Below are 14,426 nucleotides of genomic sequence, written 5' to 3'. Positions count from 1 at the left end.
AACTCGCTTTTGCGCCCGCGGGGAAGAAGCTTCCACAAACACGCTGTAAACCCATCCATGGGCGCTCCGCCATCGCATCCATGCGATGGAGGGTTTGTTACAGCTTCTTCCCCACAGACACATGCGAGTTATCGCTCTTCACTAAAGTAATAGCAAGGCAATAAACACACCTCAACCATTGCGTTCAATAACGAACGTGACGACAAGTCATCCGCTTTTTGACGCAGAAACCTTTTAATGGTTCCAATGTCCGCGTAAAATGCCGCTCAAAATAGATTCTACAACATCAAGAGTGTGAAATAACCGATGAAAGACTGGCAAACAGCGCTAGCTGAAATTAAACGGGGAACGGATGAAATACTCCCCGAAGAGGATTTAATTGAGAAATTAAAATCCGGCAAAACCCTAACCATAAAAGCGGGTTTTGATCCTACTGCGCCTGATCTTCATCTTGGTCACACTGTTTTGATCAATAAACTGCGAACCTTTCAGCAGTTAGGCCATACCGTTGTTTTTCTTATTGGGGATTTTACTGGCCTGATTGGCGATCCTACAGGGAAAAATGTGACACGCAAGCCCTTAAGTAAAGAACAGGTATTAGAAAATGCGCAAACGTATCAAGAACAAGTGTTCAAAATTCTTGATCCTGAACTGACTCAAATTCGCTTTAACTCAGAGTGGATGGATCAGTTAGGCGCTGCAGGCATGATTAAACTAGCCGCCAGCCAAACCGTTGCACGTATGCTTGAGCGTGATGATTTTAAAAAGCGTTACAACAATGGTCAGCCTATTGCGATACACGAATTTTTGTATCCACTTGTGCAAGGTTGGGACTCAGTTGCGCTTAAATCTGATGTTGAGTTAGGTGGTACCGACCAACGCTTTAACTTGCTAATGGGCCGTGAGCTTCAAAAAGAGCAGAGTATTAAGCCGCAATCTATTGTGATGGTGCCGTTACTTGAAGGCCTAGATGGCGTTCAAAAAATGTCTAAGTCATTAAACAACTATATCGGTATTACTGATGCACCAAACGAGATGTTTGGTAAAGTGATGTCGATTTCAGATGACTTGATGTGGCGTTATTACGACCTACTAAGCTTCCGCCCGCTTGAAGAAATTGCTGAACTTAAGCAACGCGTTGAAAACGGTGAAAACCCGCGTGATATTAAAATATTGCTAGCAAAAGAAATCATCGCTCGTTTCCACGACGATGCCGCAGCAGAAGGTGCACATCAAGACTTCATTCAGCGCTTCCAGAAAAATGCGATTCCTGATGAAATGCCAGAGTTTGAAATTGCACTTGGCGATGATGGCATTGCTATTGGTAACTTATTAAAAGAAACCAAGTTAGTGGGTTCAACGTCTGACGCTATGCGTATGATTAAGCAAGGCGCTGTGAAAATTAATGGCGATAAAGTAGAAGATACTCGTCTTGTACTTACCGAAGCTGGCGAAAATGTCTATCAAGTGGGTAAACGTAAATTCGCGAGAATTACGTTAGCTTAGTTTGATATTAGCGCTTAGGCCTTAGCATTTAGGTGTTAACGCAAATACCAAAAAGCCCCGATTTATCGGGGCTTTTTAATGTCAGTAGGTTTTAGGAAAACCGGAGTAACATTTCTGCGCCTTCACATTCGCAGGTTTCAGGGCACACAGGGCAGTCGTAACCTTCGTGGATTGACTCATAGCGCCATTTGTTTGGGTGCTTTTTAATAAGTTCACCCCCGTTTTTGCTAAAGTATTTAAACGCACTATTACCTGGGCTTGAAAGCCAAATATGAGCAAGGCCTGCTTCAGCGCCTTGCGCTTTGGCCGCGCTCACCGACTTGGCTAATAAGGTACTTCCAATGCCAGCTCCTTGCATGGCGGGCGATACTGTATTGCATTTGAAATAGCATACCTTGTCAGGTGCTACCGGCCATAATTCAGGGCTGCACCATTTATCACACTGCCACTGTGAATGAGCGTAGGTAATACGAAAGCCAACAATGTCATCACCGCAATAACTTACTAAGCTAGCATTAATATTGTTGTGCCAGCTTTTGTCGTACATGGTTTTTAACGTGTCAGGCATCAGGTAATTTTCACCCTGAACCTGGTTGCCTAAGCGTATAACATCATCAAAATGTTCGGGTGCTAGGGCTAGGTACGTAACGCTATTTAGATTTGGTACTGTCATGTTGCTCTTTCATACCATCAAGGTGAAAATCTAATGCTTCTACAGAAATAAGTATTTCTTTTACCGACATCCAAAGTGAATACAGAAGAGACACTAAGCTTAATGCGAATATCCAATTCCCCACTTGTTGGTAGGTTAGGTAAATAGCCAGCATAGATACGACACACAAAAAGAAGCTGCCAACTCCCGCAATTTGCATCCGCTTAATAAGCTGAATACGAAGCCTCAAATTCTTGATTTGGGCTAGGGTATTGTCATCACGCTCTTCTTTTGAAAAGTTACGAATAAGCGTAGCAAGGGTTAAAAACCGGTTTGTATAGGCCAGTAACAGCAATGAGATTGCTGGAAAAAGCATAGCGGGTGTTGCGAGGTCTATTTTCATGAATTGTCTGTCACCTTAGTGAATGCGTGTCAGTGTATCAAAAACGTAGGGTTATTGTCGTGTGGTAGTGAACAGTGGTGTAGGGCAAAGTTTGGGGCGTAGCGTGCAGTTAAAAGCGAAACGTAGTTGCTGATAGCTAGATTTACAGGAGCCATGTTTGCAAAAGCTATATCTGCAAAGGCTATAACTACGGAAAGCTACATTCTGTCGATTGGCATTTGGGAGGCATTCCAGCCCAGCATATCGCCTTCTAAATGCATGACTTCAGAAAAGTCTAAGTCTTTTAGAAACTTCATAGCAAGTTTAGCCTGAGTACCAGATTGACAATAAATAATAATAGGCTTGTCTTTATGGCCTTCTAGCTCGGTAAGATAATCGTTAATATTTTCATGAGGCATATTGATGGCGCCTGGAATGTGTCCATCAGCAAAGTCGCTTGGAGCACGCACGTCGATAAGCATCCAGTCATTGTTTTTCACCCGCTCAATAAGGTACGGGGAAGCCGCAACCGATACTTGAGAGGTTGCTTTCGCTGTGCATTGCATTGACACAAATAGCGTGACGGCAACAACGACGAGAAACAAGACTAAAACGATTCGCATGAATAACCTTCAGAAAAAAACGAGGATATTATACCTTGTGGAATTGCTAGTTAATACCCTTACACAGTATTTTTAGTTCATTAATTAACCGCAGTGAGAACCTGCTGGTAATGTCTGGATTGACCACAATTAAGGGGGCTGACAAAAAGCGGCGGTGGGCACGCCAAAACTGTTCAAGATCGGACGTAGGCTGATTGCTTGCGGCCACCAAAGCAAAAGGCTGTCTAGATAGTACTTCTTGTACTGATACTTGGGGGTAATCGACTGGGCTGTCGGCAAATAGGGTTTGCGCACCACATACGTTAAGCAGTTTGTTCGGCCACGCATTGTCACCTATGGTCATTAGCGGCGATGTCCAAGAATAATAAAACACCTTGTTATTTGAAGGCGTGGCATACTCGGCTCTTAATGCTGCTAAATGGTGTAAAAACTCACTGGTGAGCGGATTGGCTTTTTCTTCTGTGTTAGTTGCTTTACCTAAACGCTTCAACTCACTGGCAATGTCTTCAACTTCGGTGATTTTGGCTCGAAACACCTTATAACCTAAGCTTTCTAAACGGTGTAAATCTTGCGGCTTATTACCCCCTTCCCACGCTAATATAAGGGTAGGTTGTAGCGCCATTATTTGTGTTAAATCTGCACCTTGATAGTCGGCTACTTTAGGTAATAGCTGTGCTTCTTTAGGAAAGTTACTGTAGTCGCTAACGCCAATTAAGTGCGCTTCTAAACCAAGGCTATAAACCCACTCGGTTAAATGAGGTGCAAGCGTAATAATACGCGGAGCTGACTCATTAGCTGAAGCACAATGAGGGGCTAGTACGAGTAGTAATGTAGTAGTTATTAACGCAATTTGCGTGCGCAGCTTGTGAAATACGCTTTTCACGTTAGAAGACCTCGCTTAGGGTTTGTGTTTGTACTGCGACTAATAACAAAAAGACACTCGCGATGGCGGTAACTACAGCCATGGCACCGACTATAGTGCGTTTGCTGCGTATCATATCTGAATACTTTACTTGCTCGGCACCACCCACGCGAGGGTAGCGGTACTTCCGACCATGATAAAATGCAGGGCCGCCTAATTGAAAGTTTTGTATTCCACCAAATAGCGCGAGCAACAGGGAGGTTTTATCTCGTGCTTTACTTCGTTTTACCGCTCGAATGCCTTTTACAGGATGAGTGAAAAGTAGCACTGCGACACACCCGAGTAGTGCAGGGGGAACTACTAACAAAGAAACAAGCTTTCTCACCGGTTTTGCAAAATGCACCATTTTAGGATTTCGATAGTGCCATTGCCATGAGGTGAGCAATAACAGACGGTAGGTGAGCGCTCCAATCGGGCCAGCCAACATAAAGTAAAAAATAACGCCGCAATATAGATATAAAAACTTAAGCCATAGCGATTCAATAGCCGCTTTCGCAATACCTACATCGGTTAATTGGGTGCATTCACGGGCGACTATGGTGTCTACCGTTTCTCTGGTAAGTACTTTTTTATTTTTACCTACCGTTTTTAAAATCTGACTGAATTGATGACGCTGATAGGCAAAGTCAAGCAAGGCGACCATGATCACGGCTTCGAAAAAAGCAGGGTATTGGGCCATGTATATGAGTATGGCAAGGCAAACGATTAAGGGCGCCAATAAAACAATGGCCGCCAATGAACCGGAGATATAATGTTGAGAACGGGAGTAGCTTAGAGAGGGGAGAACTTTAAACCCCATCTGCCTAACCAGATAACGCATAAGGGTAAGCGGGTGGCTGCTAAGCGGCCACCGCCAAACGGCATCTAAAACAACTGCCAACCATAATACCAGCACCGACTGATATGCTGATTGGGTCAGCAATGCTTCCATTTACCGTTACGCCAACGCTTTGGTCATAGCCATAACAAGCTGCGCTGAATGTTTTGCAGCAGTATCTAAATATTCTTTAAAACTGACCGTTGATGTCTTGCCTGCGATATCCGACAGCGAACGTATGACAAGAAACGGAACATCAAGCATGTGACAGGTTTGGGCTATCGCAGCACCTTCCATTTCAACCGCTTTCATATCAGGGAAACTTTCACGTAACGCTTCCACAGCTTCATCGGTACCGATAAACGAATCGCCAGTACAAATAAGGCCACTGGTAGATTGGATGTTTTCTAACTCGCCCCTCGCCGTTTTGGCAGCTTCAATTAGCGTATTGTCACAACGGTAGTCTTCAGGCATGCCAGCACATTGGCCAAGTTTGTAACCGAAATGGGTTAAATCCACGTCGTGATGGATAACGTGGGTGGCAATCACCAAGTCACCAATGTTTAAGCTTTTATCAAAGCCGCCAGCTGAACCTGTGTTTACTACAGCATCTGGCGCGTATTGTTCAATAAGTACCGTAGTGGCAAGTGCCGCTGCAACTTTTCCTATGCCGCATTTTACCAACACAACCTCAACATTATTAAGGGTGCCTTCATAAAAGGTTAAGTGTTTCCATGTGGTTTCTTTTAGGTTTGAAAGTGAAGCTTTAAGTAACGCAACTTCTTCGTCCATTGCGCCTAGAATGCCAATTTTTTTCATGCCAGTCTCTTTCATGTCAGTCTCTTTCACGTCATTAACGACTTAGTCAAATATGGGGGAAAGCAAAAATTGCTATAGATATGGTAATGAATTGTATAAGGAAATGAGGAAAACTGACAGGAAAAAGCCTTTGTCACCTGCTATTACAGCAATAATGGAGCGCAACAAAGGCTAGGGGGAAACAGTAATATTTTACGCAGCTGCCGCGCGGCTAGACCTTACTGGGCGAGTAGGGCGCTTGGTCGGTTCAGGGTTGTGCGTAGGAAGCTGCGACATTTTTTGTTGAATTCTTCTATAAGGAATAAGCTTATTTTCAAGGCATTCACGAATATCGTCTACAGTATAACCCGACTTAACCTTAATTCGCGCATGAGGAACACCGGCAGCATCTAATGCGCCAGAAACAAACCAATCACGCTGAGTTTTGTAACCCTCTTTCCCTTGGTTATGCACAAGGTCGATAGCTAATATGGGGCTCATGTCCTGTTTGTCGACCAAGATAAAATCAAGTTGGCGCGAAGAGGCTCTAGAAATAGCTTGGCTGGCCGTTTTCTTGTTGGCCGATTGCCTTACTGACACTATGTCGCTTAAGCGTACACGGCAAATGATACGAAACTCTCGCCCCATTGCTTGTTCAATAAGGTTTAAAAAAGAGTGTTCTACAGGAGTGAAAAGCTGTGGCTTTCGGCGAAAAGGAAACGCTACGCCACCATCTGATAATTTTATGGCGCCTAATGCCACCACGATAAGTAACATCATTAAAATAATTGCCAGTTCCATCATATTCCTCGCATATCAACGTGTAATGCGCGTCATTTAAATGACGCTTTTTTTGACACCACTGTGGTTCTTTACTGAAATTGCAAAGGCAGTGCCACATTGAACGAGGAGAGTAACTAGTCGGAAATAAAATTTATGGAAGGTTATGGCTTACTAATGATGAGTACATCAACTTGCGTGCCCACATTATCCGGGGAGACCACAATACGAACCGAATCATCTGTTGCTGCAAGCATGGTGCGTTGGTTGACCGCAGGTTTTCTGACAAATTGCGGATAGGCATTTTGATAGAAGGCGATAACCTCTTTAGGCGCGTGCTTAGTAAAATAGACCAAACTCGCAGGCAAGCTATCGTCGAATTGCTGACACTGGCGAGCATTAGCCATTAGCGAGACGTCAAAAAAGGAGGCAGGGCAAGACCGAACAACAGGTTCATCTAATGAACTGTCGGTGGACACCGTATCGGCAAACGCGTGGCTCGCCATTGCTAGCCCGCTAAGTAAAACTATATTAATGCTTTTACGTAAACCACTTGTCATTATTCTTGTTAACCATTAATCACTCTTTGTATCGATAATAATGGGCTAACTATATAAGAGCAATAGGTAAATAGTTGCACAAGGTATGTTCATAACGTGATGGGTATAAGGTGAAAATAATTTGAGAACCGGGTTCTCAATCCCATCACTCCTTCACTTTCGAATACTGAAACACCTCATTAAATGGCTTATCAAATACCAAGGCAATTTTGAACGCCACTTCAAGAGATGGTGAGTATTTTCCTTTCTCAATCGCCATAATGGTTTGGCGTGTAACACCCACTTTTGACGCGAGTTCCTGCTGCGTCATTTCATCGACAAGAAAGCGCAAGGTTCTTATATTGTTAGTTATTGAATAATGTTCAGCCATTAACTTTCTTTCCGGCAATAGTAAATCTCAGTACCAAAGCGGGTTACCTCCGATAACCAAAAAATAAGGACTAACTTTAGCTCAATAGGCGCAAGAGCATAATTGGTGTAGCTATTTTGCGCGTCAAAATCGATGTTACTGTTGATCATTTGTTGTATCACGCAGCTCACAATACCTACTGACAGTACCCAATAACCCGCATTATTCGCGGTAAGTCGATGATAACGCTCTCGTTCATCTTCAGGGGTATTGGCATCTTCTTGCTGGCTCATGGCTAACGCAACATGTAACGCTACCTCTAAGATAATGAAGGCAATAGTAATTCGCATGATGAGGGCGGTGGTGACATCTAGGCTAGTATTTGGTTGCAAAAACATAAGTGTATATACGCTATCTCCATAAATAGAGGCGATCACCGCAGATACTAAAAAAGACACCCACAAACTTTTCTCTCTGAACGAAATCATTATCTTTCTCCATGCCCTAGTAATGGTGGTTAAATTTTACTTTGTGTACGTTAAATTTAACTCAATGTTAAATATATTGTACATGGGTGCTTGTAGAAAGCTAGCGGAAGGTTGTTACAAAGTATGTTGTAGAAGAAGGTTCCCTGAGCGGATTTCTTTACAGCTTTAGATATACTGGCCACAAAAAAGCTCGCCTAAGCGAGCTTTTAAATAGATTACATACAACGAGGTACGGTTAACGTGCTGTTTTACACGTGGTTATTAAACGCCAATGTAATCCATGATACCGTCAGCGGCTTTTCTGCCTTCGTCGATAGCGGTAACCACAAGGTCACTACCACGTACCATATCACCGCCCGCAAAGATTTTAGGGTGCGATGTTTGGAAAGCAAACTTACCAGCAGCAGGAGCGCGTACGCGGCCTTTTTCATCTAGCATAATGCCGAACTCAGCAAACCAAGGGGCAGGACTAGGTTGGAAACCAAACGCGATAATAATTGCATCAGCTTCAACTACGTGCTCAGAACCTTCAATTTCAACTGGGCGACGACGCCCGTTAATATCTGGTGGACCCATCTCGGTTTTTACGAATTTAACACCGCAAGCATTTCCTTCGCTATCAACAGCAATGTCTAAAGGTTGAATGTTGAACATAAATTCAACCCCTTCTTCTTTTGCGTTAACTACTTCTCGGCGAGAACCAGGCATGCTTTCTTCGTCACGACGATAAGCACAAATAACGCGGTCGGCTTCTTGACGAATAGACGTACGTACACAGTCCATGGTGGTATCACCACCACCAAGAACCACTACGCGTTTGCCTTTCATATCAACAAAGTCGGTTTCGTCTTTTTCAAGACCCATCACGCGGTTTGTATTTGAGATAAGGAAGGGCAGAGCATCGTGAACACCGTGTACATGTTCATTTTCAAAGCCGCCTTGCATCGATTTATACGTACCCATGCCTAAGAACACGGCGTCGTAATCATCTAACAGTTTTTGCATTTCAATGTCTTTACCAATTTCAGTGTTAAGTACAAACTCAACACCCATGTCGGTAAAGATTTCGCGTCGAAGCTTAATTACATCTTTTTCAAGCTTAAACGATGGAATACCGAAGGTTAGCAAGCCACCAATTTCTTCGTACTTGTCGAATACTACGGGCTTAACACCGTTACGCACAAGAATATCGGCACACGCTAGGCCTGCTGGGCCTGCACCTACAATAGCGACTTTCTTATCTGTCCAAACTACGTCAGACATATCTGGGCGCCAGCCCATTTTAAACGCGGTATCGGTAATGTATTTTTCAATACTACCAATGGTTACCGCGCCGAAGTCGTCATTTAGGGTACATGCACCTTCGCACAGTCTGTCTTGAGGACAAACGCGGCCACATACTTCTGGCAAACTATTGGTTTTGTGCGACAACTCAGCCGCCTCAATAATACGACCTTCATTGGCAAGGTCTAACCATTGAGGAATGTAGTTGTGTACCGGGCACTTCCATTCACAATACGGGTTACCGCAGTCCAAGCAGCGATCTGCTTGGCCTTCGGTTTGTGACTGACTTAACGGCTGATAAATTTCAGCGAACTCGTGTTTACGCACCATGATCGGTTTTTTCGGCGGATCGATACGTTCAACATCGACAAACTGGTATACGTTCTTTGCCATAAACTTTTCTCCTCCTACTGAGCCTGGATGCGCAATTCTGCGCTTGAACGACTGATGTGACCTAATAGGTTTTTCACATCACTGGTCTTCGGCTTAATAAGCTTAAAGCGTTTCAGCGTTGCCGCGAAATCGGTTAGCAAGCCTAACGAATGGTCGCTGCCGGTTTCTTCGTAATGCTGATTAATAAGACCACGTAAGTGCTCTACTAAAATCGCTTTACCGTCAACAGGCATAATCTCAATAAGGTCTTGGTTTACACGGTTATCTAGGTCGTCGTTGTCGTCCATAAGGTACGCAAAACCACCTGTCATACCGGCACCGAAGTTCACGCCTACAGGGCCAAGTACAGCAACGATACCACCAGTCATGTATTCACAACCGTTGTCACCAATACCTTCAACTACCGCAATAGCACCTGAGTTACGTACACCAAAACGCTCACCGGCACGGCCTGCAGCAAATAATTTACCGCCAGTTGCACCGTATAAGCAGGTATTACCCATAATGGCACTTTCATGCGCATTGTAAGTCATGTTTCTTGGTGGATGAATAACAAGCTTACCGCCAGTCATTCCTTTACCTACGTAATCGTTTGCGTCACCTTCAAGGTGCATGTGTAAACCGCCAGCATTCCATACGCCAAAACTTTGGCCGGCAGTACCGGTAAGATTCACTTTAATCGGTGTATCTTCAAAGTCGTGGTTACCATGGTGCTTAGCAATTTCACCCGATAACAAAGCACCTACCGAACGGTCGGTGTTGCGAACAGGGTATTTCAATTCAAGAGACTCGCCGTCAACAACCGCTTGTTGCGCGTCTTTAAGCATTTGTGCGTTTAGCACACCTTTATCAACGGGTTCATTGGTGGTTTGTGAACAGAATAAACGGGTATGTTCACCTGCTTTCGGTCTTACCAACAATGGCGTTAAATCAAGGCGGTTTTGCTTCGCAGTCACACCGTCTATCACTTTTAATAGCTCAGTACGGCCAACAAGGTCGTCAAACTTGGTCACGCCAAGGGCTGCCATAATTTCACGTACTTCTTGGGCAATAAACTTAAAGTAGTTCATAACCATGTCTGGCAAACCAATGAAGTGGTCGTCACGAAGCTTTTGATCTTGTGTTGCTACACCGGTTGCACAGTTGTTCAAGTGACAAATACGTAAGTATTTACACCCTAACGCCACCATGGGACCAGTACCAAAACCGAAGCTTTCAGCACCTAAAATACCCGCTTTCACTACGTCTAAACCTGTTTTAAGGCCGCCGTCAGTTTGAACGCGTACTTTATGGCGAAGGCCGTTTTCAATGAGCGCTTGCTGTGTTTCAGATAAACCTAATTCGAACGGGCTTCCAGCATATTTAACCGACGTAAGTGGGCTTGCGCCTGTACCGCCATCGTAGCCTGATACCGTAATAAGATCTGCATAGGCTTTTGCTACACCGGTAGCAATAGTTCCTACACCAGGTTCAGACACTAACTTCACTGAAATAAGTGCAGTTGGGTTCACCTGTTTCAAATCGAAAATAAGCTGGGCTAAATCTTCAATTGAATATATATCGTGGTGCGGTGGAGGCGAAATAAGGGTTACACCAGGCACTGAGAAACGTAACTGTGCAATGTACTTATTCACTTTGTCGCCAGGTAACTGACCACCTTCACCAGGCTTCGCGCCCTGTGCCACTTTAATTTGAATAACATTCGCATTTACTAAGTAATGCGGTGTTACCCCAAAGCGACCAGAAGCAACCTGCTTAATTTTCGAGTTCTTTTCAGTACCAAAGCGTGATGGATGTTCACCACCTTCACCTGAATTCGACTGCCCGCCTAAACGGTTCATGGCAATCGCTAACGCTTCATGCGCTTCAGGACTTAACGCGCCTATAGACATTGCTGCCGTATCAAAACGCGGGAATAAGTTCTGTGCGTCTTCAACTTCGCTTATATCCACTGGCTCGCTTTGTGGGTCGAGCGCTAGCAGGTCACGAATGTGCGCAGGAGAGCGCTCGTTAACCAGTTTCGCATACTGCTGGTAATCGCTGTATTCGCCGGACATTACTGCTTTTTGCAGAGTGCTGACTACATCTGGGTTATACGCATGGTATTCGCCGCCGTGTACATACTTAAGCAAACCACCGTGATCAACAGGCTTACGTTTTAACCAAGCAACGCGGTTTAGATTAACCGTATCTTGTTGGAAGTCGTCAAAATCGGCTCCCTGTAAGCGCGAGGTAACGCCTCTGAAGCACAATTCCATTACCGCATCGTTAATACCGATAGCTTCGAATAGCTTCGAGCTACGGTAGCTCGCCACGGTACTGATACCCATTTTCGACATTATCTTGTACAAGCCCTTGTTGATACCTTTACGGTAGTTCAACGTGGCTTGCATAGGTGAAATGTCTAATTCGCCTTTCTCACAAAGCTGTTCAATGGTTTCGTAGGCTAAGAACGGATAAACCGCTGTAGCACCTAAACCAATGAGTACGGCAAAGTGATGTGGGTCACGGGCACTGGCGGTTTCTATTACTACGTTCGCGTCGCATCGTAGTGATTTATCAACTAAACGGCGCTGTACTGCACCAACGGCCATAGCAGCTGGAATAGGTAAGCGGTTTTGTCTGATATTGCGATCGGATAAAATCACGAACGCCGCACGCTTTTGTTTAACTAAGTGTTCTACTTCGTTACAAATACGCTCGATGGCTTTCTTCAAGCCCTCTTGCGGTTGATACTGAAGTTCAACCACTTCTGAATAGTAGTTATCAGGATTAAATTCACGTAGCTGTTTTAAATCGGTATACATCAGTATTGGCGAGTTAAACAATACGCGGTCTGCATAACCTGAGGTTTCGCTGAATACGTTTTGCTCGCGGCCAATACAGGTGGCTAGCGACATTACGTGGTTTTCACGTAATGGATCGATAGGCGGGTTAGTTACCTGTGCAAACTGCTGACGGAAGTAATCGTAAACGGTACGCTGGCGTGAAGACATAACCGCCATTGGCGTATCATCACCCATAGAGCCAACGGCTTCTTGACCGTCTTTCGCAAGTACTTTAATAACTTGCTGAATTTCTTCATAGCTATAGCTGAACTGCTTATGGAATACCGAAATGGTGTCGTCATCAAAAACGCGCTTTCCAATCAGTGAAGCATCTAGCTCTTCAATAGGCGTTAAATGACGAATATGCTTATCGAGCCACTCTTTATAAGGATGGCGCGCTTTTAATTCTTCATCAATTTCAGTGGAACGCCAGATTTTACCTGTGTAGGTATCAACCGCTAGCATTTCACCTGGGCCTACGCGGCCTTTTTCAATAACGTCAGCTTCTTCGTAATCCCAAATGCCCACTTCTGAGGCAAGGGTAATGAAGCCATTTTTGGTGATAACGTAGCGGGCAGGGCGAAGACCATTTCGGTCTAGGTTACATGCCACGTGGCGGCCGTTCGTTAATACGATACCGGCAGGGCCATCCCATGGTTCCATATGCATCGAGTTAAACTCGTAAAATGCACGTAGGTCGTCATCCATGGTTTTGTTATTTTGATAAGCAGGTGGCACTAATAAACGCATGGCACGGAACAAATCCATCCCACCGGCTAAGAATAGCTCAAGCATGTTATCAAGTGACGATGAATCAGAACCTTCGGTATTAACAAAAGGGGCTGCTTCTTTCAAATCAGGGATAAGCGGCGTAGCAAATTTAGAGGCACGTGCCATTGCCCAATCTCGGTTACCTTTAATGGTATTAATTTCACCATTATGGGCCAAGAAGCGGAACGGTTGAGCCAATGGCCAACGTGGAAGCGTATTGGTTGAAAAGCGCTGGTGGAATACACAAATAGCACTTTGCAGACGTTCGTCGGCTAAATCTAAATAGAAGGCGGGTAAGTCTTTCGGCATTACCAAGCCTTTATAAATAGTGACCAAACCTGATAGGCAGGCAACATAAAAATCTGGATCGCTTTCAAGACGCTTTTCAGCGCGTCGACGCACCATATAAAGGCGGCGTTCAAGATCGCGCTTGCGCCAACCTGCTGGTGCATTCACAAATACTTGTTCTATTTGTGGCACGCCGGTAAGAGCAAGTTCACCCAATACAGAGCGATCGACAGGCACTTCGCGCCAGCCAACAACACTAAGGGTTTCTTTTTCAAGTTCTTCATTCAACACCTCACGCGCAGTTTGCGCAAGGGCCTGGTCCTGGCTTAGAAAGATCATGCCAACGCCGTATTTTTTGCTGAGTTTCCAGCCATTTTCTGCGGCGATAGTATGGAAGAACGCATCCGGTTTCTGTAGTAATAAACCACAGCCGTCTCCGGTTTTCCCGTCAGCGGCAATACCGCCTCGATGCTGCATACGGTCTAAACCGTGAATAGCAGTTTCTACTAGCGTATGGCTAGCTTCTCCGTGGGTATGGGCGATTAAGCCAAATCCACAGTTATCCCGGGAATCGTTGGGGTTGTATAAACTCATCTCTTAACTCCTTCAACCTTTGACTGGGGCAAGGTGTGCGTTGCGTGTAGATGCGCCTAGGTATTGCGTATCACAACATTGTTCAGACGTCTTTTGTCGAGCTGGCACTATTACCGCTCTATGCGCCTTTTCTTGTCGTTATTTATTATTAGAGGATTCCAGTCGTGTTCCGCATTTTTATGCATTATTGCTTTGCGGGGCGTACAAAATACCTATATTGATATGTAAAATCAAACGCTAAAATTAAGGGTATAGCAAAGATTTAGCATATAGTTTAAAATTATCAATACTTTCATGATGTTAAACTTTTAAATTCATCTTTGTAACAAAAATGTTATAACCCGATATATCGTTCTATTGGTAGGCAATGAAATTCAAGTAAGTGACTTGG

Annotated in this window: 13 protein-coding genes; 1 reads left to right on the top strand and 12 read right to left on the bottom strand. The window is 44.4% G+C overall.

Annotated elements, in window-relative coordinates:
- Positions 1-306 precede the first annotated feature (306 nt).
- A complete protein-coding gene (gene tyrS, locus AAC006_RS08635) occupies positions 307-1,506 on the top strand; it encodes a tyrosine--tRNA ligase (protein WP_339891108.1) in 1,200 nt (399 codons plus the stop codon).
- A gap of 91 nt (positions 1,507-1,597) precedes the next feature.
- Here the strand turns inward: tyrS and AAC006_RS08630 are convergent, their stop codons facing one another.
- The 12 genes from AAC006_RS08630 to gltB form a co-directional block, all read right to left on the bottom strand.
- Complete coding sequence (locus tag AAC006_RS08630) at positions 1,598-2,179, bottom strand: GNAT family N-acetyltransferase (protein WP_339891106.1); 582 nt, start codon at positions 2,177-2,179, stop codon at positions 1,598-1,600.
- Positions 2,157-2,561, bottom strand: coding sequence for a DUF2721 domain-containing protein (locus AAC006_RS08625; protein ID WP_126873123.1), 405 nt, complete (start codon positions 2,559-2,561; stop codon positions 2,157-2,159). Before AAC006_RS08625 ends, AAC006_RS08630 begins: the two co-directional genes overlap by 23 nt.
- 197 nt (positions 2,562-2,758) lie before the next feature.
- Entirely contained in the window at positions 2,759-3,163 is a 405-nt protein-coding gene (locus tag AAC006_RS08620; protein ID WP_339891104.1) for a rhodanese-like domain-containing protein, read from the bottom strand.
- Between the two features lie 46 nt (positions 3,164-3,209).
- Positions 3,210-4,046 carry a cobalamin-binding protein gene (locus tag AAC006_RS08615; RefSeq protein WP_339891103.1) on the bottom strand — a complete coding sequence of 279 codons (837 nt, stop codon included), beginning with the start codon at positions 4,044-4,046 and terminating at the stop codon, positions 3,210-3,212.
- 1 nt (position 4,047) lies between these two features.
- Entirely contained in the window at positions 4,048-5,016 is a 969-nt protein-coding gene (locus tag AAC006_RS08610) for a cobalamin biosynthesis protein (RefSeq protein ID WP_339891101.1), read from the bottom strand.
- A 6-nt stretch (positions 5,017-5,022) separates the two neighbouring features.
- The gene (locus tag AAC006_RS08605; RefSeq protein ID WP_339891140.1) at positions 5,023-5,721 is read right to left on the bottom strand and encodes a 5'-methylthioadenosine/adenosylhomocysteine nucleosidase; all 699 of its coding nucleotides are present in this window, start codon (positions 5,719-5,721) and stop codon (positions 5,023-5,025) included.
- 192 nt (positions 5,722-5,913) lie between these two features.
- Entirely contained in the window at positions 5,914-6,501 is a 588-nt protein-coding gene (locus AAC006_RS08600; RefSeq protein ID WP_013782829.1) for a DUF2726 domain-containing protein, read from the bottom strand.
- A gap of 143 nt (positions 6,502-6,644) precedes the next feature.
- On the bottom strand, positions 6,645-7,040 hold the full coding sequence (locus tag AAC006_RS08595; RefSeq protein ID WP_013782830.1) for a hypothetical protein: 396 nt from the start codon (positions 7,038-7,040) through the stop codon (positions 6,645-6,647).
- A 145-nt stretch (positions 7,041-7,185) separates the two neighbouring features.
- On the bottom strand, positions 7,186-7,410 hold the full coding sequence (locus AAC006_RS08590; RefSeq protein ID WP_013782831.1) for a helix-turn-helix transcriptional regulator: 225 nt from the start codon (positions 7,408-7,410) through the stop codon (positions 7,186-7,188).
- A complete protein-coding gene (locus AAC006_RS08585) occupies positions 7,410-7,877 on the bottom strand; it encodes a hypothetical protein (RefSeq protein ID WP_013782832.1) in 468 nt (155 codons plus the stop codon). The genes AAC006_RS08590 and AAC006_RS08585 overlap by 1 nt, the downstream gene beginning before the upstream one ends.
- Before the next feature lie 261 nt (positions 7,878-8,138).
- A complete protein-coding gene (locus AAC006_RS08580; RefSeq protein ID WP_013782833.1) occupies positions 8,139-9,554 on the bottom strand; it encodes an FAD-dependent oxidoreductase in 1,416 nt (471 codons plus the stop codon).
- Between the two features lie 14 nt (positions 9,555-9,568).
- The gene (gene gltB / locus AAC006_RS08575; RefSeq protein WP_013782834.1) at positions 9,569-14,035 is read right to left on the bottom strand and encodes a glutamate synthase large subunit; all 4,467 of its coding nucleotides are present in this window, start codon (positions 14,033-14,035) and stop codon (positions 9,569-9,571) included.
- Positions 14,036-14,426: the final 391 nt, after the last annotated feature.

It is taken from the genome of uncultured Alteromonas sp., from assembly GCF_963976965.1.
GTDB lineage: Bacteria > Pseudomonadota > Gammaproteobacteria > Enterobacterales > Alteromonadaceae > Alteromonas > Alteromonas naphthalenivorans.
This window is presented reverse-complemented; position numbering and strand designations above follow the sequence as displayed.

Excerpts from the sequence above, each read along its gene's own strand:
- tyrS (WP_339891108.1), top strand. The coding sequence starts at position 307 with ATGAAAGACTGGCAAACAGCGCTAGCTGAAATTAAACGGGGAACGGAT.
- AAC006_RS08630 (WP_339891106.1), bottom strand. The coding sequence starts at position 2,179 with ATGACAGTACCAAATCTAAATAGCGTTACGTACCTAGCCCTAGCACCC.
- AAC006_RS08625 (WP_126873123.1), bottom strand. The coding sequence starts at position 2,561 with ATGAAAATAGACCTCGCAACACCCGCTATGCTTTTTCCAGCAATCTCA.
- AAC006_RS08620 (WP_339891104.1), bottom strand. The coding sequence starts at position 3,163 with ATGCGAATCGTTTTAGTCTTGTTTCTCGTCGTTGTTGCCGTCACGCTA.
- AAC006_RS08610 (WP_339891101.1), bottom strand. The coding sequence starts at position 5,016 with ATGGAAGCATTGCTGACCCAATCAGCATATCAGTCGGTGCTGGTATTA.
- AAC006_RS08605 (WP_339891140.1), bottom strand. The coding sequence starts at position 5,721 with ATGAAAAAAATTGGCATTCTAGGCGCAATGGACGAAGAAGTTGCGTTA.
- AAC006_RS08600 (WP_013782829.1), bottom strand. The coding sequence starts at position 6,501 with ATGGAACTGGCAATTATTTTAATGATGTTACTTATCGTGGTGGCATTA.
- AAC006_RS08595 (WP_013782830.1), bottom strand. The coding sequence starts at position 7,040 with ATGACAAGTGGTTTACGTAAAAGCATTAATATAGTTTTACTTAGCGGG.
- AAC006_RS08590 (WP_013782831.1), bottom strand. The coding sequence starts at position 7,410 with ATGGCTGAACATTATTCAATAACTAACAATATAAGAACCTTGCGCTTT.
- AAC006_RS08585 (WP_013782832.1), bottom strand. The coding sequence starts at position 7,877 with ATGATTTCGTTCAGAGAGAAAAGTTTGTGGGTGTCTTTTTTAGTATCT.
- AAC006_RS08580 (WP_013782833.1), bottom strand. The coding sequence starts at position 9,554 with ATGGCAAAGAACGTATACCAGTTTGTCGATGTTGAACGTATCGATCCG.
- gltB (WP_013782834.1), bottom strand. The coding sequence starts at position 14,035 with ATGAGTTTATACAACCCCAACGATTCCCGGGATAACTGTGGATTTGGC.